Annotated in this window: 15 protein-coding genes; 8 read left to right on the top strand and 7 right to left on the bottom strand. The window is 66.0% G+C overall.

The annotated features are described in order from the left end of the window. Positions 1–117: 117 nt before the first annotated feature. Both QZ656_RS18415 and QZ656_RS18410 read right to left on the bottom strand, forming a co-directional pair. Positions 118–975 carry a DUF4338 domain-containing protein gene (locus QZ656_RS18415; RefSeq protein WP_291991654.1) on the bottom strand — a complete coding sequence of 286 codons (858 nt, stop codon included), beginning with the start codon at positions 973–975 and terminating at the stop codon, positions 118–120. Further along, positions 972–2,672: an IS66 family transposase gene (locus tag QZ656_RS18410; protein ID WP_291991655.1), complete on the bottom strand. Its 1,701-nt coding sequence runs from the start codon at positions 2,670–2,672 to the stop codon at positions 972–974. The genes QZ656_RS18415 and QZ656_RS18410 overlap by 4 nt, the downstream gene beginning before the upstream one ends. A gap of 320 nt (positions 2,673–2,992) precedes the next feature. Here QZ656_RS18410 and QZ656_RS18405 point away from each other — a divergent pair, with 320 nt between their 5' ends. From QZ656_RS18405 to QZ656_RS18375, 7 genes are all read left to right on the top strand, one after another. Further along, positions 2,993–4,645, top strand: a complete 1,653-nt coding sequence (locus QZ656_RS18405; protein WP_291994748.1) for a methyl-accepting chemotaxis protein — start codon at positions 2,993–2,995, stop codon at positions 4,643–4,645. Positions 4,646–5,141: 496 nt separating this feature from the next. Next, positions 5,142–5,537 (top strand): hypothetical protein, encoded by a 396-nt coding sequence (locus tag QZ656_RS18400; protein WP_291994747.1) that lies wholly within the window; start codon positions 5,142–5,144, stop codon positions 5,535–5,537. 164 nt (positions 5,538–5,701) lie between these two features. Beyond that, entirely contained in the window at positions 5,702–6,931 is a 1,230-nt protein-coding gene (locus QZ656_RS18395; RefSeq protein WP_291994746.1) for a lytic murein transglycosylase, read from the top strand. 155 nt (positions 6,932–7,086) lie between these two features. Continuing rightward, positions 7,087–8,409 (top strand): HD domain-containing phosphohydrolase, encoded by a 1,323-nt coding sequence (locus QZ656_RS18390; protein WP_291994745.1) that lies wholly within the window; start codon positions 7,087–7,089, stop codon positions 8,407–8,409. Beyond that, a complete protein-coding gene (locus QZ656_RS18385; protein WP_291994744.1) occupies positions 8,406–9,101 on the top strand; it encodes an ABC transporter ATP-binding protein in 696 nt (231 codons plus the stop codon). The genes QZ656_RS18390 and QZ656_RS18385 overlap by 4 nt, the downstream gene beginning before the upstream one ends. Further along, entirely contained in the window at positions 9,098–11,626 is a 2,529-nt protein-coding gene (locus tag QZ656_RS18380; protein ID WP_291994743.1) for an ABC transporter permease, read from the top strand. Before QZ656_RS18385 ends, QZ656_RS18380 begins: the two co-directional genes overlap by 4 nt. 20 nt (positions 11,627–11,646) lie before the next feature. Continuing rightward, positions 11,647–12,759, top strand: a complete 1,113-nt coding sequence (locus tag QZ656_RS18375; protein ID WP_291994742.1) for a lipocalin-like domain-containing protein — start codon at positions 11,647–11,649, stop codon at positions 12,757–12,759. Positions 12,760–12,807: 48 nt separating this feature from the next. Here QZ656_RS18375 and glp read toward each other — a convergent pair whose 3' ends face one another. The 4 genes from glp to QZ656_RS18355 all read right to left on the bottom strand — a co-directional run bounded on the left by glp (position 12,808) and on the right by QZ656_RS18355 (position 18,832). Further along, positions 12,808–14,079: a gephyrin-like molybdotransferase Glp gene (gene glp / locus QZ656_RS18370; protein WP_291994741.1), complete on the bottom strand. Its 1,272-nt coding sequence runs from the start codon at positions 14,077–14,079 to the stop codon at positions 12,808–12,810. Between the two features lie 113 nt (positions 14,080–14,192). Then, positions 14,193–15,272: a GTP 3',8-cyclase MoaA gene (moaA, locus tag QZ656_RS18365; protein WP_291994740.1), complete on the bottom strand. Its 1,080-nt coding sequence runs from the start codon at positions 15,270–15,272 to the stop codon at positions 14,193–14,195. A 504-nt stretch (positions 15,273–15,776) separates the two neighbouring features. Further along, complete coding sequence (locus tag QZ656_RS18360) at positions 15,777–18,629, bottom strand: matrixin family metalloprotease (RefSeq protein WP_291994739.1); 2,853 nt, start codon at positions 18,627–18,629, stop codon at positions 15,777–15,779. Continuing rightward, positions 18,626–18,832 (bottom strand): hypothetical protein, encoded by a 207-nt coding sequence (locus tag QZ656_RS18355; protein WP_291994738.1) that lies wholly within the window; start codon positions 18,830–18,832, stop codon positions 18,626–18,628. The genes QZ656_RS18360 and QZ656_RS18355 overlap by 4 nt, the downstream gene beginning before the upstream one ends. A gap of 84 nt (positions 18,833–18,916) precedes the next feature. Here QZ656_RS18355 and QZ656_RS18350 point away from each other — a divergent pair, with 84 nt between their 5' ends. Continuing rightward, a complete protein-coding gene (locus tag QZ656_RS18350; RefSeq protein ID WP_291994737.1) occupies positions 18,917–19,669 on the top strand; it encodes a hypothetical protein in 753 nt (250 codons plus the stop codon). Here QZ656_RS18350 and QZ656_RS18345 read toward each other — a convergent pair. Further along, the gene (locus QZ656_RS18345; RefSeq protein WP_291994736.1) at positions 19,597–20,013 is read right to left on the bottom strand and encodes a hypothetical protein; all 417 of its coding nucleotides are present in this window, start codon (positions 20,011–20,013) and stop codon (positions 19,597–19,599) included. The genes QZ656_RS18350 and QZ656_RS18345 overlap by 73 nt on opposite strands. Positions 20,014–20,080 lie beyond the last annotated feature (67 nt).

Below are 20,080 nucleotides of genomic sequence, written 5' to 3'. Positions count from 1 at the left end.
TCGAGAATCGTCGCGGCGACAGCGGACAAGCCCGCCATCTTGCGGCAACCGCGCTTTCCTCCGCGTAGGTAAGTATTCGGCCAACCCGTAGCGCGCCAGCGCCATTGCCGAGGCGGGTTAGCGGCAGAGGACTGATCGGAAGGATCGGTGAAGGGGATAGAGCCAGATATCCTTGATCGGGAGGATCGACTTGCGGGTGGGGCACTTCTTGCCTCGGCCGGCGGTTTGGCCGACCTTGATCCAGTTGGCGGCCTGGTAGCAGGTGCCGCGATGGCGGGGCGTCTCGACGAAGGTTTCGAGTAGTACGGGGCGGTAGCCGTAGCGCGCCAGCCAGTCCTTGGGCAATTGCCGCTGCATAAGCGAGAGGATCTTGGAGGCCAGGCCCTTGCACTGGATCCAGGGCAGGATCAGAAAGCGGGCATTGTTCACCACCAGTTGCAGGTTCCTTTGTCGCTGCTCATCGTGCCAACCGATGAATTGCTCGCGCGCGGCGAGTTTCCAGGCGCTGGCGCCGAAGCTGAGCAAGGCGACCAGGGTCTCGCCGGCGAAGACGAAGTAGCGGCTCTGACTGCCCGCCATGGGCGTGTGGCCGAGATAGTGGTAGCGGGCGATGTACTCGTTCCACAGACGCGAGTTCGCCGAACCGACGACCTGATGCAGACGCAGCGGCGGCAGTTCATGCACCGGCTGGGTGAGCAACGGTTGTGGATCGGTGGCGTGAGTAGGCAGATACTCGGGTTGGCGAGGAGCGGCCCGTCGTGCCGCCGGCAGGGTGAGCAGGCCGTCGGCCTGCATACGCAGCATGGCCACCCGGCAGGTCATATCCTTCAGCTCGCCATTGGGCTTACGCCAGTCGAAGAGCTCACACACCTGGCGCGACAGTTGCGCGCGGCTGCTGCCAGGATGGGCTTCGATCAGGCGGCAGAGGGCCTGCAGTTCGTCGTCGGTAAAGTGACGCCCGCAATAAGGCTTCACGAGCTATCGATGGGACGGCTCTGATCGACCGGGATGCCACGCATCTGAGCCAGTCGATCGGTCGCCATCGCCCAGGGCAGAAAGGCACTCAAGTCCGTCGGCGGCAGGTTGCCGTTGGCGGCGCAGGCCTCCAGATACGCCGTCAGCCAGGTGCGCGGGTTGATTCCCCACAAGCGCAGCGTCAGCAGCAAGCTGAACATCGTCGCGGCGAGTGCGCCGGACCAGAGACTGCCCGACCCATAGAAGTTCTTGCGTGCGACCACCGGCGTGCGCTGTGCGCGCTCGGCGGCATTATTGTCCATCGCCACCTCGGGGCGGTCGACAAAGACGGTCAGGCCGGACCAATGTTTGCGCATGCTTCGCAGCACCTTGCTCGCCGGCATTTTGAGCGCCGGGTTCGCCAGTTCGCTTTCCCGTTGACTGGCCATTTGCGTGATCGCCTGCCGCAAGGCGCGGTCGCGTTCGGCCCACTGTACTGGGTCGCTACGGACTTCCAGGCGCCGTCCATTCAAGTGGTAGAGCTGAGCGATCTGCTCGACCCAGGCCAGTGCCCAGTCCGCGAGCTCCGGATGGGCGTTGGCCAGTTCCAGGAAATCACGCCGCTGATGTGCCCAGCAGAAAGCCAGAATGAAGTGGTCAAGAACTCGCGCGAGCTTCTTGTAGGCCGAATAGCGATCACAGATGATGACTCCTCCGGCGCTACCGGAGAGCTCCCGGATCGGCACCGCCGCCGAGCGGCTCGGGTCGAGCACGAAGTGGATGACCGATGGGCCGTGGAACACCCAGAAATACCAGCGATGTCCGACCTTCCCTTCGGTCTCGGCAAAGACCCGCCAGCGGGTCTCGTCTGCGTGCCACTGTTTCTCGCTGCGTAGTTGGCCAAGCAGTGCTTCTTCAAGCGGCTCGAACAGCGGTGCCAAGGCACGCAGTCCGCCGGCCACCGTTCCTGCCGAGAGCGTCAGTCCGTGGTCGGACAAGTCTCGCAGAAGCCGATGCGTCGGCTGGCCGTACAAGAACTTCGACAGCAGCAGGTGCACCCAGATCGACACGCCGTACTTTCCACGCGGGATCAATCGTGCCGGCGGTGGCGCGGTCAGAATACCCCGCGCGCCCGAACACTGACAGGTCCGCCGGTAGCGCCGCCGGCAGATCTTCCGGCGGTAGGCCTTGACCTCGATCTCGAGGACTTCACTGTCTTCCGTGCCGGGAAAGTCGACGTAGCCCAGACCACAGTCCGGGCAATGCGGGCAGTCGATGTCGATGACCTCGATCTGCGTCGGCAAGTGACTTTCCGGGTTCCGCCCGTGACCCGCTGCTCCCGGTTGCTGACCTCGAGCTCGCGACGATTTTTGGTCCGCCGCCGGGTTCTTCTCGGCTCCCGAAGAGCGTTCTGACTTGCGACCAAACAGGCGTTTTTGCAGATCGCGGATCTTGCCCTTGGCCTGCTCCAGTTCGCTGCGCAAGGCCGCCTCGCGCGCCGCCGCTTGCGCCATTTCCACCCGATGAGCGGCCTCCGATTGCGCCAACCGAACCAGCGCTTGTCGATGTTGGCTCCGCCAGAAGCTGGCCTCCCAGCGGAGCTTGATTTCCTGCTCCTTGGTCAACGTCACCAACACCTCGGCGAACGGCGCCACTTGGCGGTGACTTGCCGCCGATCCTCCGCCAATGATGTCCGCACCCGTGTCCATGCGCCGCATGGTGCCGGATTTCCGCTGCTGTGTCCAGTCCAGATTTCCGGTCTACCCGCCAATCGCTGACTGAACCACGCCGACCAAAAAAGCGGGGGCTACGGGTTCACCGAATACTTACCCGCGTAGCGTAGCGCCTTCGTCCAACTTGTTGAGTTAACAGGTGTACAGCGAGCGAGCCCGCTCGTATAGAATCCGCAATCGGCAAATCGTAGTGCGCAACGAGAGCGGTTTCTTCAAGCGGCGTCACGCGCTTCGCGAAACGGGCGTGCGATGTCCTGTCGACCGCGAGAAATCTGAAAAACCAAAAAGGCGAGGATGACCATTCGATGAACAAGCTCACGACGCATGCGAAGCTGCTTCTGCTGGCGATTGTCACTTCCGCACTGTTCGCGGCGCTCGGTGGCACGGGGATCTACCAGATGCGCAAGCTGGCGGAGGAAATTTCCGCCGACCTCAACGCCGCCAAGACCGAGAACAAAATCCTGGTGGCCATCGAAGGCGCGCACGTGCACTTCAAGGTCCAGGTCCAGGAATGGAAGAACATCCTCCTTCGCGGCAACGATGCGGCCAAGTTCGACAAGTATGTTGGCCAGTTTGCCGAGCAGGAAAAGAAGGTCCAGGACTTCCTGGCGGAGGCCATCGTGGTGATGAAGGAGCAAGGCATCGCCGTCGCTGAGTTGCAACAGCTGCAGGGTCACCACAAGGAGATGGGCGACAAGTACCGGGCAGCGCTCAAATCCTTCGACAAGGCCGACCCCCTGAGCGGTCACCACGTCGACGAGTTGGTAGCCGGCATGGACCGCGCGACCGGCGCCGGCATGGAAAAGGCCGCGATGCAAATGGAGCAGCATAGCCAGGAGCGCATCACGATCGAGACTCAGCGGGCCGAAACCAGCTACCAACGCGCGAGCACGCTATTCACCGCGCTCACTCTGCTCGGTCTGGCGGTTGTCATCACCCTGTCGATCGTCATCCAGCGCGGCATCATGCGCGTGCTCGGCGGCGACCCGGCGCACGCGGCGGCGGTCACCCGCCGGATAGCCTCCGGCGACCTCTCCGAAGCGATTACCACCAGGAGTGACGACCAGTCCAGCCTGCTGAACGCCCTCAAGCACATGCAGGCCTCGCTGCACGACGTCATCGGCCAGATCCGCGATGCCGCTGGCCGCCTGGCTGACGATGCCACGAAGATGAGCGCCGCCTCCCATCAAGTAGCGCTGGGCTCCAATCAGCAAAGCGACGCCGCCGGTTCGATGGCGGCGGCCGTCGAGGAGATGACCGCCAGCATCCGCCAGGTGTCGTCGAGTGCCGACGATGCGCGCAAGATGGCGGTCGCCGCTGGAACCCTGTCGCGCGAAGGCGAAGGGGTAGTCAAAGGCGCGGTCGCCGAGATCAACAAGATTGCCGACTCGTTCAAACGTTCCAGCGAGTTGATCGTCAACCTCAGAGAGCAGTCGACAAAGATCTCGGTCATCGTCAAGGTCATCAAGGAAATCGCCGACCAGACCAATTTGCTGGCCCTGAACGCAGCGATCGAAGCCGCACGCGCCGGCGACCAGGGCCGTGGCTTCGCTGTCGTCGCCGATGAGGTCAGGAAACTGGCCGAACGCACGACCGTCGCGACGCAGGAAGTGGCGGGCATGATCGAAGCCATCCAGAACGGCGCCGAGAGCGCCATGCAAGGCATGAGCGAAGGCGGTGTGCAGCTTGGCGAGGGCGTACGCATGGCAGCGCAGGCGGGCGTTTCAATGACCGATATCGAAGCCAGCAGCCAAAGCGTCCAGGGCGCGGTGTCCGAGATCTCGTCGGCCTTGCACGAACAAAGCGCCAGCAGCGAACTGATTGCCCAGAACGTCGAGAAAATTGCCCAGATGACCGACGAAAATACCGTTGCCGTCAAAAAGGTGAACGACGCCGCCCGACATCTCGAGTCGCTGTCGGGGACGCTGAGCGCGCTGGTCGGGCGCTTCAAGGTCTAGCGCCGCCGGGCTGCGGCGAGCAGCTCAGCACCGCGGTTCTCTCTGCGTCGCGGCTTCGTCAAACATAGTCGCTATTTGCATAAACGAATAACGTTGTATGCGTAACTTTATTCGCCACTTTAATTGTTCACGAGCACTTCTTACACGCCGTCACACAGTGGAACACAGTTGACACAGACGCCGAGCGCCTTGCTCCGTAGCATCCACCCTGTCGACGCGATGCTCCTCCTCCCCCTCCCCTCGTTGGGAGCGTCACGGCGACAGCAGCACAGGCCCGACCAGCCCCCCCTGGCGGGCCTTTTTTTTGGCTGCTGTACGTGGAGCCATAGCGGTCTGACGCTCGGCATCGCGGCAGCGGCGGTGGCGTCTGACGCTTTGTTGGCGATGGTCCGCGCCCCGAGCAGCGCTTACAATGAGTGCCGCACGCTTTTTTTTGCCGGCGCGGCACGACCTGGCAGCTTTCGCACATTTCGACGACAAGGACTCAAGGACTCTGATGAGCAACGACGAACAATCCGGCTCCCGGCGAGGGCAACTCGCGGCGCCGCCCGGCGGCGTCTTCGGCAAATTGCTGACGATCGTCGCTGGCGTGGCCATTCTGGTCGTCGCCTTCATGTTCTCGCTGGTTGCGCTCGGCGTCGTGCTGATCGTCGGCGTGCTGTTCTTCGCCTACCTGAAGTGGAAGACCCGCCACATGTCGGGGGACCTGCGCGATCTCGCCGAGCAGATGCAGCAGCAGGCCGCCCGGCAGGGCTCGCGACAGGACGCGCGGCAGCCGGGTGGGCGCGTGATCGAGGGCGAAGTAATCAGCGCTGATAACGACGAGGCCGACCCGGCTTCGTCGGCAGGCAGCCAGCGGCCGAACCGGAACTCGACGCGCGACGAATCCTGAGCTGACGCGCGACCAGGCCGGCCGCTTTGATGGTTCTGCCGGCGGCCGCAGGCGATCACCGTGGCCCGCACGGCCGCCTCGCCAGCCAGGGCTGCGCAACCCGTGATGCCGGAGCCTGAGCGCCCCGGCATCTTCCCAAGCCTCCACCGACGACTCGCCGACCCATGAAATCCACCTGCCCGCCCCTCCTCCTCTGCCTTTCGCTTGCTCTGCCACTTGCTCTGCCGCTGATGAACAGCGCCGTAGCCGCCGAGGATGCGGCGCCGAACGAGCGTTTCGCTGCGTGCCTGAAGACACTGCGCTCGGTGGCGGCGGCGAAAGGCGTTTCGACGACGTCCTTCGATCGCCTGACCAGCGGCCTGACACCCGACCTGAGTGTGCTCGAATTCCTCGACTACCAGCCCGAATTCCAGTCGCCGATCTGGGACTATCTGGCCAGCCTGGTGGACGCCGAGCGCGTCACCGACGGCATCGCGATGCGCGCCAAGTGGGCCGATACGCTGGCGCTGGCCAGCGAGCGCTATCAGGTCGACCCGGCGACGATCATTGCCGTGTGGGGTGTCGAAAGCAACTACGGGCGCAACTTCGGCAAACGGCCGCTGCTCACCTCGCTCGGTACGCTGTCCTGCTTCGGCCGCCGGCAATCGTATTTCAGCGGCGAGTTCGTGAGTACGCTGAAGATCCTCGATTCCGGCGACATCGCGCCGGAGAAGCTGCTCGGATCGTGGGCCGGTGCCTTCGGCCATACGCAGTTCATGCCGTCGACCTTTCTGCGGCTGGCCGTCGACGGCGATGGCGACGGCAAGCGCGACCTGATGGGCAGCGTCCCCGACGCGCTGGCATCGACCGCCAACTTCCTGCACAAGGGCGGCTGGCGCGAAGGCCAACCCTGGGGCTACGAGGTGATCCTGCCGGCCGGCTTCGACGCCAGCGTTTCCGGACGCCGCGACAAGCGGCCGCTTTCGTACTGGACGGGCCGCGGCGTGCGCCGCGCCGACGGCCAGCCGATCGTCGCGTCGGATGCCGCCGCCGGCCTGCTCCTGCCGGCTGGTCCGCAAGGCTCGGCCTTTCTGGTTTTCCGAAACTTCGACGTGATCTACGGCTACAACGCCGCCGAAAGCTATGCGCTGGCGATCGCGCACCTCGCCGACCGGATCAAGGGCGGGACGCCCTTCGTGACGCCGTGGCCAACCGACGACGCGGGTCTTTCGCGCCTTGAGCGCCGCGAACTGCAGACGCTGCTCGCGGCGCGCGGACACCCGATCGGCGAAGTCGACGGGATGATTGGCGCGAAATCGCGCGAGGCGATCCAGGTCGAGCAGCAACGCCTGGGGATGAAAGCCGATGGTCGTCCCGGGCAGAAGCTGCTGAGCAGCCTGCGCGCTAACCAGTAAGCGCCAGCACCGCTGGCCGCCAGCCGGAAAGAGCAGGCGCCGCCGCGCGCTTGCCGCCGTAGAGCACGACGCGGCTAGCGATTGCCGGCCAGACTGCCCTATAGTGGCGGCTGCCGCGCGCGCCCGCGCGCTTGTTTCGCACGAAAGAACAGGACATGCCGCCAGCCCCCGACGCGGTCACCCCGCACGCAGGTGAAATCTCCATCGACGTATCGCAACTGCGTCCGGGAATGCACGTCAGGCTACCGGTGGCGTGGATCGAGCACCAGTTCATGTTCAACTCCTTCGTCATTGCGGATGAAGAACAGGTGCGACAGATCGCGGCGATGCAACTGCCGCAGCTGTTCTCCGACCCCAGTCGCTGTACGGTGCCGCTGGCACCGCCGGGCAACGCGCCCGCCGACGACACACGCGGCGCCGAAAACGAGGCGCAGCGTGCCGCCGAGAACGAGCGGCTGGCCGCCCTGGCCGCCGCGCGCATGGCCGAGAAGCACCAGCGCGCACGCGTGATGAGCGAACTCAGGGGGCGGCTCGACAAGGCGCAGCAACATTACCTGGGCGCCGCGCGGGCGGTCGGTGCGGCGCTCAGCGGCTTCACCCGCAACCCGCGCGAGTCGATCAGGCAAGTCGCCCAGGTCAGCGAGGAGTCGACCGCGGCGCTGCTCGCCGACCCCGACAGCGCCATCGTGCTGATTGCCGAAAAAGCGCACGACGACGGCCACGCTGCGCACTCGCTGTCGGTCATGACGCTGGCGCTGCTGCTCGGCAAGCAGGCCAAGCTGCCGGAAGCGGCGCTGCGGGCGCTCGGCATCGGCGCGCTGCTGCACGACATCGGCAAGCTGGCGATCAGTCCGGCGGTCCTGCGCAGCGAGGAGCGCAACCGCCACGAAGAGGCGCTCTATCAGACGCACTGCCGCCAGGGCTTCGACCTCGCGTCGCGCGCCGGCAGCCTGTCGCAACCGATGCTCGACGCCATCCTGCGCCATCACGAGCGCTTCGACGGCAGCGGCTTCCCGGACCGCCAGAGTGGCAACGCGATACCCCTGGCGGCACGCATGGTGGCCATTGCCAACCGCTTCGACAATCTCGTCAATCCGCTCGACCAGCGCCGCGCGCGTTCTCCCTCCGAGGTCTTGTCGACGATGTGGACGCGCGAACAGAAAGCCTTCGACAGCTCCTTGCTGCAACTCTTCGTGCGCGCGATGGGCGTCTATCCGCCAGGCTCGATTGTCGAGCTCAGCGACGGCCGGGTCGGCGCGGTCGTCGGCTCGGCGCCGGCCGGCAAGCCGCTCAGCCCGAAAGTGATGATTTACGCGCCCGAGGTACCGCGCCGCCAGTCGATCATCATCGACCTGGCGAGCGACAGCGCGCTCACCGTCGAGCGGCCCTTGCGGCTGCAGGAGCGTCCGGCCGAAGAACTCGACTACCTGCTGCCGCGCCGCAAGATCAATTGGTCGTACCTGCCGGCACGACCATGAGCACGGCCGACGCCGCCAGCGGCGGCGCGATGCTGGTGCTCGCCGACCTCGCCAAGCGGCACGCTCTGGCCAGCCGGCCGCTCTTCAGCGGCCTCGCTTTTGCCGTCGCTGCCGGCGAGATCGTCGCCCTGGTCGGTGAATCGGGCGTCGGCAAGAGCACGCTGCTGAACTGCATCGCCGGGCTGGAAACCGCCGACAGCGGCTCGATCTGCATCGGCCCGCAGGCGATCGACATCGTCCGCCTCGACGAAAGCGCCCGCGCGGCGCTACGCGCACGCCACATCGGTTTCGTTTTCCAGGCCTTTCATATCCTGCCGACGCTGACCGTCGCGCAGAACATCGCCGTACCGCTGCTGCTCTGCGGCGCGCCGGCGAGCACGCACGGCGCACGTACGCAGGCGCTGCTCGAGCGCGTCGGCATGGCGGGCTTCGCATCGCGCTGGCCGGCTTCACTGTCGGGTGGCGAACTGCAGCGCGTGGCGATCGCGCGCGCGCTGGTGCACCAGCCGGCGCTGATTCTCGCCGACGAGCCGACCGGCAACCTCGATCCACGCACCGCCAACGAGGTTCTCGCGCTGCTCCTCGAACGCGTCCGCGAACAGCGCGCCAGCGCCCTGCTGGTCACCCACTCGCAGCAAGTCGCGCGCTGCTGCGACCGGATTCTGACGCTGACTCCGGATGGCCTGGCGTGAGCTCGACACGCGCCCTGGCAACGCTCGCCTGGTGGCTGATCGGCGCGCAGTTCCGGACGCGGCGCGCGGCGACGCTGCTGTCGATGCTGGCGATCGCGCTCGGCGTCGCGCTCGGCTACGCCATCCATCTGATCAACGACGCCGCGCTGGCCGACTTTGCGCGGGCGATGACGAGCGTCCAGGGCGACCCCGACGCCGTGCTCGCCGCGCGCGACAGCGCCGGCAGCGTGCCGCTGGCGAGCATCAACGCGCTGGCCAGCGACCCGGCGGTGCTGCTCGTCGCACCGGTCATCGAAACGCGCGTGCGCATCGACCAGTCGCCGACAGCGGTCTCGCTGATCGGTCTCGACGTCTTCAGCGCCGCGGCCGTGATGCCGCAACTGCTACCACGGCACGACCAACGCGCGCTAGCGGCCAACATCTTCGCCGGCGGCGTCTACGCGTCACCGGCGCTGCTCGACAAACTCGGACTGCAGCCGGGCGCGGCGCTCACCCTGGTTCGCGGAGAGCAGCAGTGGCGCACGACGATTGCCGGTGACCTGCCGGCGGCACGCCCCGACGAGCTGCTGCTGGTCGCCGACATCGCCTGGGTGCAGGAGTACTTCGGCCCCGCCGGCGCGGTCAGCGAGGGTCGCGTACGCCTGGCACCCGACACCGACCCGGCAAGCTGGCGGACGGCGCTGGCGCAGCGACTGCCGGCGGGCCTGCTGATCCGCGCCGCCGACGACGACCGTGCGCGCGTCTCGAATCTGTCGCGCGCCTATCGCGTCAACCTCAACGTCCTGGCGCTGGTGGCCTTACTGACCGGCGCTTTCCTGGTCTTCGCCACGCAACTGACGGCGGTTGCGCAACGCTCGACGCAGTTCGCCGTGCTCGGCGTCCTTGGTCTGTCGCCGCGCATGCGTCTGCTGCAGGTCTTGTTCGAGGGGCTGGCGATCGGCGTTCCCGGCTCGCTGCTCGGGCTGGCGCTCGGCTACGCGCTGGCCGTCGTGTTCACTCGCCTGCTCGGTGGCGACCTCGGCGGCGGCTACTTCGCAGCCAGCGCTCCACTGCTCGTTCCGGCACTCGCACCGGCGCTGATTTTTTTGGCACTGGGCGGCCTGGCGAGCGTCGCCGGCGCCGCCTACCCGGCCTTCCTGAATGGCAGGCAGCCGCTGGCGCAGGCGCTGAAAACCGGCTTTGCGCAGCGTGCCGCGGCCGGCGACGCCGCACGCAGCAAACTGTTGCTGCCGCTGCTGCTGGCGGTGGCGGCGTTGGCGCTGGCGCAACTGCCGGCGCTGTTCGAATTGCCGCTCGCCGCTTATGCGTCGATTGCCCTGACCCTCGGCGTCGGCATCACCAGCGCACCCCTGCTGACGCAAGTTCTTTTCAGTTGGTTCAGCGGCTTGCCGCTGCCGGCGACGCAACGGATCGCGTTGCAGAACGTCGCGCAGGCGCCGTTGATGGCGCAGGTCGCGGCCAGCGGACTGATCGTCAGCTTCGCGCTGACCGCCAGCATGGTGATCATGGTCTCGAGCTTTCGCGTCGCCGTCGACCACTGGCTGGAGCACGTCCTGCCAGCGCCACTGTACCTGCGCAGCAAGGCGACGCCGCTACCGCAAGACTTGCTCGACGCGCTCAGCCAACCCGACGCACCGTTCGCCAGCGTCGAGGGGCTGGCCAGCGCGTCGCTGACGATCGACCCGCAGCGGCCCAAGGTGACGCTGCTGATACGCGAACTCGATCGCGACAGACCAGCGGCGCGGCTACCCTTCACCGGCCCGCTGATCGCGCCGCCAGCCGACCTGCCGGTGGTCTGGATCAGCGAACCGCTGCACGAAATCTACGGCTTTATCGCCGGGCAAAGGCTGCGCCTGCCCTTGCTCGGACGTCAGGTCGAGGTCTTCGTCGGCGGCGTCTGGCGCGACTACGCCAGGCAGTTCGGCGCGGTGGTCATCAGCCGCGACGATTACCTGCGCCTCGGCGGCGATTTCCAGCCGACCGACCTCGCCTTGTGGCCTCTCCCGGGAAGAGAGGCAGCCGCCAGCGCCTGGCTGGCGCCCTACACCGGCAAATACGGACTCGAACTCGTCGACAGCGCCGAGATCCGGCGTTTGAGCCTATCGATCTTCGACAAGAGCTTCGCCGTGACTTACGCACTTGAAGCCGCCGCCATGCTGATCGGGCTGTTCGGCCTGGCGGTGACGCTGGCGGCCAGCGTCTGGCTGCGCGCCCGCGAGTTGGCGACCCTCGGCGCGCTTGGCTTCGACCGGCAGATGCTGAGCCGCGCGGTGATGCTCGAAGGCGCACTGATCGCCAGCATCGGCCTGCTGCTGGGCCTCGCTTGCGGCGTCGCGATCGGTGCGATCCTCACCTACGTCGTCAATCCGCAAGCTTTCCACTGGCGAATGCCACTGGACATCCCCTGGCCGACGGTCATCGCCGGCGCGGCGATGACCCTGGTGGCGGCGGTTCTCGCCAGTCGCTACGCGGCGCGCCAGGCCACCCGACTGCCGGTGGCGCAAGTCCTGGCCAGCGCCCAGTAGCCGCCCCGCGAACGATCACCATGCGCCGCCGCCACTTCCTCGCCACGCCCTTCGTGCTGCCAGCGCTGGCGCGCGCCGCGGCGACGGTGATGCCCGAATCGGCAGCTGCCGACGCCGCCAACAGCGCGCTGATCGTCTATCCGCCGGTGCGCCGCGGCGTCGCCCTCGCCTTCCCGCGCGACCACGGCGCGCACGCCGATTTCCGCACCGAATGGTGGTACGTCACCGGCGCGCTCGACTCGCCGATCGCCGACAGCGGTTTTCAGCTGACCTTCTTCCGCAGCCGACCCGGCGTCGCCGAAGCGCTGCAGTCGCCGATTGCCGCGCGCCAGATCCTCTTTGCGCACGCGGCGCTGACGCTTCCCGGCGACCGCCTGCGGCACAGCGAACGCGCCGCGCGCGCCAATCTCGGCGCCGGCTTTTCCGAAGTCGACTGCGACGTCCATATCGGCGCCTGGCGGATCGCCCGCGCAGAGCGCCGCAGCGGCGAAGTCTTTAAGCTGCAGATGCAGAGCCCGCAATTTTCGTACGACTTCACGCTGACGCCTTCACAAGCGCCGCTGCTACAGGGCGACGGCGGCTATTCGCGCAAGGGAGACGCGCCGGAACTGGCGAGCTATTACGTCAGCTGGCCGCAGCTGCGCGTCGATGGCGTGCTGGTACTCGACGGCAAGCGGCAGAACGCCAGCGGTCGCGCCTGGTTCGATCACGAATGGTCGACGGCGATTCTCGGTGCGGGCGCCGTCGGCTGGGACTGGGTCGGCATCAACCTCGACGACGGCGGCGCGCTGATGGCTTTCCGCATGCGCGACGCGCAGCGCCAAACGCTTTTCGCGCACGCCGCCTGGCGCGACGCCGGCGGCCGCTTGCGGCAGTTCGCGACCGACCAGGTCAGCTTCACGCCGCGGCGGGACTGGTCGTCGCCGCGCAGCGGCGGCCGCTACCCGGTCGAGATCGAGATCCGCGTCGGCGAGCTGACGCTACGCACGCGCCCGGTGCTCGACGACCAGGAGCTATCGACCCACCAACCGGCGACGATCGTCTATTGGGAAGGCCTGGTGCACGTCGAAGGCAGCGTGCGCGGCCGCGGCTACCTGGAAATGACGGGTTACGCCGACCGGCTGAACGTGTAGCGGCGCACTCAGGGCACTCGCCGACGGCACGAGCTGGCGCTTGCCGCCTCAGGCCAGTCCCTCAAACAGCTGCACCTGGACCTGATCGCCAACGGCGACCGGGCCGCGATCGTGTTCGAGGACGATGAAACAGTTGGCGTCGGACATCGAACGCAGGATGCCCGAACCCTGGGCGCCGGCCGGACGAACGCTCCACTGCCCATCTACCACACCGAGAACGCCACGCTGGAATTCAGTACGCCCCGGCGCCTTCCTGATGGCCGCGGCACAACGTGCCGGCAGCAGCGGCACGACAGGAACGGGGTCGGCACCCATCAGGACGTACAGCGCGTCGCGAACGAACTCGTAGAAAGTCGCCATCACCGCCACCGGATTGCCCGGCAGGCCGAAAAGCCAGGCCGACTGCGGGCCACCATCGAGGCGACCGAAGGCCATCGGGCGACCGGGCTTCATGGCAATTTTCCAGAACAGAACTTCGCCGAGCTGCGCCATCAGTCGCTTCACGAAATCGGCCTCGCCGACCGATACGCCGCCGCTGGTGATCACCACGTCGGCGGCCGCCGCGGCGTCGCGAAACGCCGCTTCGAGCGTCACCGGATCGTCGCCGACGACGCCCATGTCAAGGACTTCGCAGCCGAGACGGCTGAGCATGCCAAAGATCGTGTAGCGATTGCTGTCGTAGACCTGGCCATCGACCAGGGGCGTGCCGATCGAGCACAATTCGTCACCGGTCGAAAAGAAGGCGACGCGTAGCCGACGGTAGACGCTGACTTCGGCACAGCCCAGCGAAGCCAGCAGCCCCAGTTCGGCCGGGCGGATCAGCCGCCCGGCGGCGAGCGCCGGCTGGCCGGCGGCCAGATCTTCACCAGCGAGCCGAATGTTCTGGCCCGCTCGCTGCCCCACCGGAACGACGATGTCCTCACCGTCTGTCTCGACGCTCTCCTGGATGACGACCGTGTCGGAGCCCGCCGGCAGTAGCGCGCCGGTCATGATGCGCACGCACTCACCGGCGCCGACGGTGCCGGTAAACACCTTGCCGGCGAGCGCCGTGCCAACGATTCGCAAATGCGTTTCAGCGCTGCTCGAGAGTTCGGCGTGGCGCAGCGCGTAGCCGTCCATCGCCGAGTTATCGTGCGCCGGGACGTTGAACGGCGCGATCACGTCGCGGGCCAGGACGCGGCCCAGCGCGCTGCGCAGCGCCAGACGCTCGTGCATCGCCAGCGGCGTCAGTTGGCTGCGGATGAAGGCACGCGCCTGATCGACCGAAAGGGTGTTGGGGTCGTGGTCACTGAGGCAACTGAAGCGGGAGGTAAGGCTCATGGCGAGTCACCTTGTTGGTGGGTTGATCGGTCTGTTGACGGAGCCCGGCTGGTACTGGACCAGCTGCTCGCGGGCGGCAGGCGGAGCCGATCGGCTGGCGCCGCGGCGGCCAATCAGCCGCCGGTCATCGACATGAAGCGGACGACCTGCGGGGCGTCCATCTGGCGGCTGAAATCGTGGCCCTTGGCCTTGATGCCCATGCCATGGACGATCGCCGCCCGCAGCGGCGCGTCGTCGGTCGGATGCGCACGCAGCAACGGCAGCAGGGGCACGGCGTCGTTGTTACCCAGGCAAGGATAGAGGTCGCCGCGGGCGGTGATCCGTACCCGGTTGCACGACTCGCAGAAGTTGTGGCTGTGCGGCGAGATGAAGCCGACGCGCGTCGCCGTGCCGGGGATCCGCCAGTAACGCGCCGGCCCACCGCTGCTTTCGGTGGATGGCAGCAGGACAAAGCGCTGCTCGAGGCTGGCCAGCGCCTCCTCGCTGCCGAGGTAGGTTGATTGGCGCCCGTGGCCGATTTCACCGAGCGGCATCTCTTCAATAAAGGAAATATCGATGTCGCGGTCGACGGCAAATTGAACGAGGTCGACGAGTTCGTCGTCGTTGCTGCCGCGCATCATCACCGTGTTCAGTTTGACGCGCTGGAAACCCGCCGCCCGCGCCGCGTCCAGGCCGCGCAGAACCTTGCTCAGGTCGCCAACGCGGGTGATCGCCCGGAAGCGATCGGCGCGCAGCGTATCGAGGCTGACGTTGATGCGCTTGACGCCGGCGGCACGCAGGGCCGGCGCAAAGCGATCGAGCTGCGAGCCATTGGTGGTGATCACCAGCTCTTTCAGGCCAGGCAGGCCGGCGATCTGTTCGAGCAGCCAGACGACGTTCTGTCGAACGAGTGGTTCGCCGCCGGTGACGCGCACCTTGGTCACGCCAAGATCGACGAAGGTACGGGCAACGCGCAGGCATTCCTCGAGTGTCAACACCTGCGCACGTGGCAGAAAAGTCATCTCCTCGGCCATGCAGTAATTGCAGCGGAAGTCGCAGCGGTCGGTGATCGACAGCCGGATGTAGGTGACGTGCCGCCCATACTTGTCGACCAGCGTCCTGTCGGCGTGCCGCGAAGTCGCTGGCGAAGTCGGTGGGGTGAAGCCGAGCAGAGCGTCTGAAACAGGCGCTGGCGTCAGTGATTCATTGCGCATCGGAGAGACTCCCCCGGAGCCTGATGGTGGCGAGCGAAGATGAGAACGGTTCGCGGCGGATTATAGCGAACTTTGCGCGCCGCCGAAGCCCTGCGCCGAGCCAGCGCCCCGAAAGGCCGACGGTGGCCGCGACCCCGACGCTGCGACGGCCGGGTCTCGGCTCTGAGGCTACCCGGCGCGGCGCGCCGAAGATCACGAGGCGGTTCTGACCAGCGCTTGCAATCAAGCCGCCGCCGCGCTGGCTCCGGGTACCGGCGGGTGCTGGCATTGAGGCCAGATAACGGTCAGTGCCTGGCGCGAGCAACGCAGCGGACCCGGCGATCATGGCCCGAGGCATTGCTCACAAGTTCTCGGGAAACTTTGCCTGAGCAAGCGGCTTGATGATCCGTTCTCAATATCATTGGCAAACGTCAGAAACAGTCGTCTGTCCCGGTTTGCGGTTTGCTCCGCCGCTTTGCTCCGATTTGCGCCCCCCCGCTCGGTCACCAGGCGCTTTGGGCCGGCTCAAGTCACCAGGAAGTCCGCATTGCTCAGCGCCAGGCCGCTGCTCAGCGTGGCGAATTGTACAGCGGCGGCAACGCCGCTACCGTCAGGATCATAGCGGAGGGCTCCGGAGGTGCTGTCGTACAACACGAAGTCGTTGGCATCGGCCGCGCTGCTGACTCCTGCTCCCGAGCGGAAGAAATCGGCGGCGAGGATGCCGAGAGTCGTCAGCGACGTGAAAATGGCGTTCTCGAGTTGTATCGTATCGTCGAGGACGTTGAAGTCGACGATCGTGTCGCTGTTGGTCAGCGCGTCGAGTACCGAGTCGAAGCGGATGATGTCGCAACCCAGGCCGCCGCTCAGGGTGTCGTTGCCAGCTCCACCATTGATCACGTTGGCACCAGCGTCGCCGGTCAGGGTGTCGTTGTATTTCGAACCAGTCAGGTTCTCGATCAAGGTCAGCGTGTCGGAAGCCGAGCCGCCGGTCGCCTGCGCGCCGGCGACCGCGAGGCTGACCGTCACCCCGGCCGTGGCGTATTTGTACGAGGCGGTGTCGGTGCCGCTGCTGCCGTCGAGAACGTTGTTGCCGGCACCCGCGTAGAGGACGTTGGCGAGGGTATTGCCGGTGAGGTTGGCGGTTCCCGTCGCGACAACGCGCCCATTCTCGACGTTGGCGCCGAGGGTGTAGCTGGCGAGGTAACTATAGACGGTGTCGCTGCCGCCGGAGCTGGCGCTGGCGTTGGTCTCGATGACGATGTCGCCGACGTCGCGGACGTAGTAGATATCGGAACCGTCGCCGCCGAGCATGGTGTCGATGCCTGCGCCACCGTCGAGGACGTTGGCACCGGCGTTGCCGGTCAGCGTATCGGCGTATGTCGAACCGGTCAGGTTCTCGATCGCCACCAGCGTGTCCGAGCCCGAGCCGCCGGTCGCCTGCGCAGTGGCGACCGCGAGGCTGACCTTCACTGCGGCGGTGGCATAAGCGTACGAGGCGGTGTCGGTACCGCTACTGCCGTCGAGAACGTTGTTACCGGCACCGGCGTAGAGGACGTTGTTAAGACTGTTGCCGGTGAGGTTGGCGGCGCCCGTCGCCAGGATGCGGCCATTCTCGACGTTGGCGCCGAGGGTGTAGCTGGCGAGGTAACTGTAGACAGTGTCGGTGCCGCCGATGCTGGCGCTGGCGTTGGTCTCGATGACGATGTCGCCGACGTCGCGGACGTAGTAGATGTCGTTGCCGTCGCCACCGAGCATGGTGTCGATGCCGGCACCGCCGTCGAGGACGTTGGCACCGGCGTTGCCGGTCAGCGTGTCGGCGTATGTCGAACCGGTCAGGTTCTCGATCGCGACCAGCGTGTCCGATCCCGAGCCACCGGTCGCCTGGGCGGTGGCGACCGCGAGGCTGACCTTCACTGCGGCGGTGGCATAAACGTACGAGGCGGTGTCGGTGCCGCTGCTGCCGTCGAGAGCGTTGTTGCCGGCACCGGCGTAGAGGACGTTGTTAAGACTGTTGCCGGTGAGGTTGGCGGCGCCCGTCGCCAGGATGCGGCCATTCTCGACGTTGGTGCCAAGGGTGTAGCTGGCGAGGTAACTGTAGACGGTGTCGGTGCCGCCGATGCTGGCGCTGGCGTTGGTCTCGATGACGATGTCGCCGACGTCGCGGACGTAGTAGATGTCGTTGCCGTCGCCGCCGACCATGCTGTCGATACCGGAGCCGCCATCGATAGTGTCATTGCCGGAGCCGCCGTCGATGCTGTCACTGCCCAAGCCCCCAAAGATGCTGTCATTTCCACCGCCGCCATTCAGCGTGTTGTTGGCATCATTACCGGTTATCCGGTCGTTGCCCATGCCGCCGAAGGCCTTCTCGATGACAACGCCGGGCGCGATGGCCAGATTATTGCTGCCGTCGTAGATATCTGACGGCAGCGGCTGGGTAAACCAGGAGGGCAAATCGAGGCCCAGGCGAAGCTCGGCATCGGTCTGACGATAGGCGATCGAACTGTAATTGCCTGCTCGCAAGTCGATGACGCAGGTCAGCGTTTGATTGGAGCAATCAATGGTATCGACGCCACCAGAATCCCATATCGTTGCCAACAACTCGGCGTTGGGTGACCACTGATAGACATCATTACCAGATCTGGTCGCGGTATTGGCACCGTAAAGATATTGCAGTGCCGTGATATCCAGGGGCATCAAGGTACTTGGCCGAAGGAAGCTTTCCTGCCAGGAGTAATTCATTGCGGTACCGGAGACGCTGATCAAGCGCGAATGCGGGGCTCTTGCATAGGACATCACCGTATGACTCTCGTCTTCCAGAGACGACACCAGCGTGTAGCCGCTCTGCGTTGATGCAAAGGAATGCTTTAATCCCAAGGCATGACCAATCTCATGGATCAGCGTTAGATGGCCATTGTGGCCGGGCTGCCAATCCTCGGCTTTCCAGCCTGCATTTCGGTTAAGCCAGACATCGCCGGCGACGCCTTGCTCGGTCACGGACGTGATCGTAGCGCCTGAATAGCTGTAGGAATAACTCGGCGAATAGGCGTAGCCCCCTTGCCCAGCGGCCTGTGACGACATGGCAAATGTCATCTGCCCGACCCCTGAGACTTCCACGAACTTGACGCCTACCACCTCTGCGATCAAGGCCAGGACATCACGTGTGGCCTGTTTCTGGGTGCTGTCAAACGCCACAAGAGTGGATTCGAGAAAATAGGCAGGAGTCGCCGTCAGAAAGCTGTAGGTCAGGCTGACCGAATGGCCAATCCCCGCTGGCGAGGCAAGCGGGCCACCGACGGCATCGGGAAAATTCCAGCGGGCAGTGGTGCTGCCATCCCGGATATACAGCAGCGCATCAAGGGCGTTGGTCGTTGTCGTCATGGTCGAGTCATATCCTGAAACTCTTGAAGGGAAGCGCTGCCGGCAAGCGATGTAAGCGCAGTTGGTTGAATTGCCAACTCCGCGTCGGTGCTGCAGTTGCGGTAGAGCACGTCGCCGAATGGCTCATGATACGAAGCGGCTGCCTGCCCCGCAATGACCTTGGTGCCGACCTTGACGTTCAGCATCGCAAGGTCGATCGCCAAGGCCTCGTCAAGCGTGTCACTACCGGTACTCGCCTGCCCCCGGCCTGTTGGCTTGAAGGGCTGGCCGGCGCCAGGGTACTGCTCGTGGTGATCGGGCCGGATTGGGAAAATATCCTGGCCGAGCGGGCCAAATTGGGTGGCGTGAAAGACTGGGTACGGCTCGAAGTGGAAATCGGCCTGGCCCGCGCCGCGGCTGGCGAACTGGCGCTGATCCCGCTGCTACTCGGCCGAGAAACGCTGCCGAACTTCGCCTTGCTGCCGGAATCGCTGCAAGCGCTGGCCGAAATCGAGGTCCATCGATTCATCGGCAAGGATGCGGACTGGCAGCTTCAGTTCATGCGCCTGCTCGACAAGCTGAAGACGCTTCCCGGCGTGCCGCCGCCGCGCTTCCGCTTGCCGGCCGGCGTCGAGCAGCCGTTCCGCCTGATCGATCAGGTGCTCAGTCCCCACTTTCAGGACCCGCACGCTCAGCTCGGCCAGCTCCGTGAAACACTGGCTGGCGGGCAGCGGGTGGCGCTGGTCGCGCGCGCCGCGATCTATGGCATGGGCGGGCTGGGCAAGACGCAGCTGGCCTTGAAATACAGCCACGACTTTCGTGACCGCTATGCCGGCGTGTGGTGGTTTCGTGCCGAGAGCGCGGACCTGCTGGAGGCTGACGCTGCGGCCTGCTGCGCAGCGGTGGCTGCGCCCCAGCGCGAGGGCGAAGCCGCCAGCACCGCGCTGAAGCGCTGGCTCGCAGGCCAGCCGGCCGCCTGGCTTCTGGTCTATGACAACGCCGAGGATCCGAGCTGTTGCGACCCCTGCTTCCCGACGGCGATCGCCACCACGTGTTGCTGAGCTCGCGCAATCCGGCCTGGGGTGGCTTGGCCGAGCCGCTGGGGCTGGCGACCTGGAGCGAAGAACAGGGCGCCGACTTTCTTGAAGCGAGGTTTGCTGGTCGGCGCCGCGATGACCTGCGCGCGCTCAGCGCCGACCTCGACGGTTTGCCGCTGGCGCTCGAACAGGCCGCCAGCTATCTGGAAGAAACCGGCCTGGCGATCGCCGAATACCGTCGGCTGCAGGCCGGCGTAGCTACCGGCGCGCTGGTGCTGGACGCCGGCCGCGCCAGCACCGGCTACGAGCGCAGCGTCGCGGCTACCCTGTCGCTGGCCTTCGCCAGACTCACACCGGCGGCGCAACAACTGCTTCGCCTGGCCTCGTTCGCCGCGCCAGAGCCCCTGCCTGAACGCTTCCTGCTTGCAGCGGCCG

The organism is Candidatus Accumulibacter sp. ACC003 (assembly GCF_907163085.1).
Taxonomy (GTDB): domain Bacteria; phylum Pseudomonadota; class Gammaproteobacteria; order Burkholderiales; family Rhodocyclaceae; genus Accumulibacter.
This window is presented reverse-complemented; position numbering and strand designations above follow the sequence as displayed.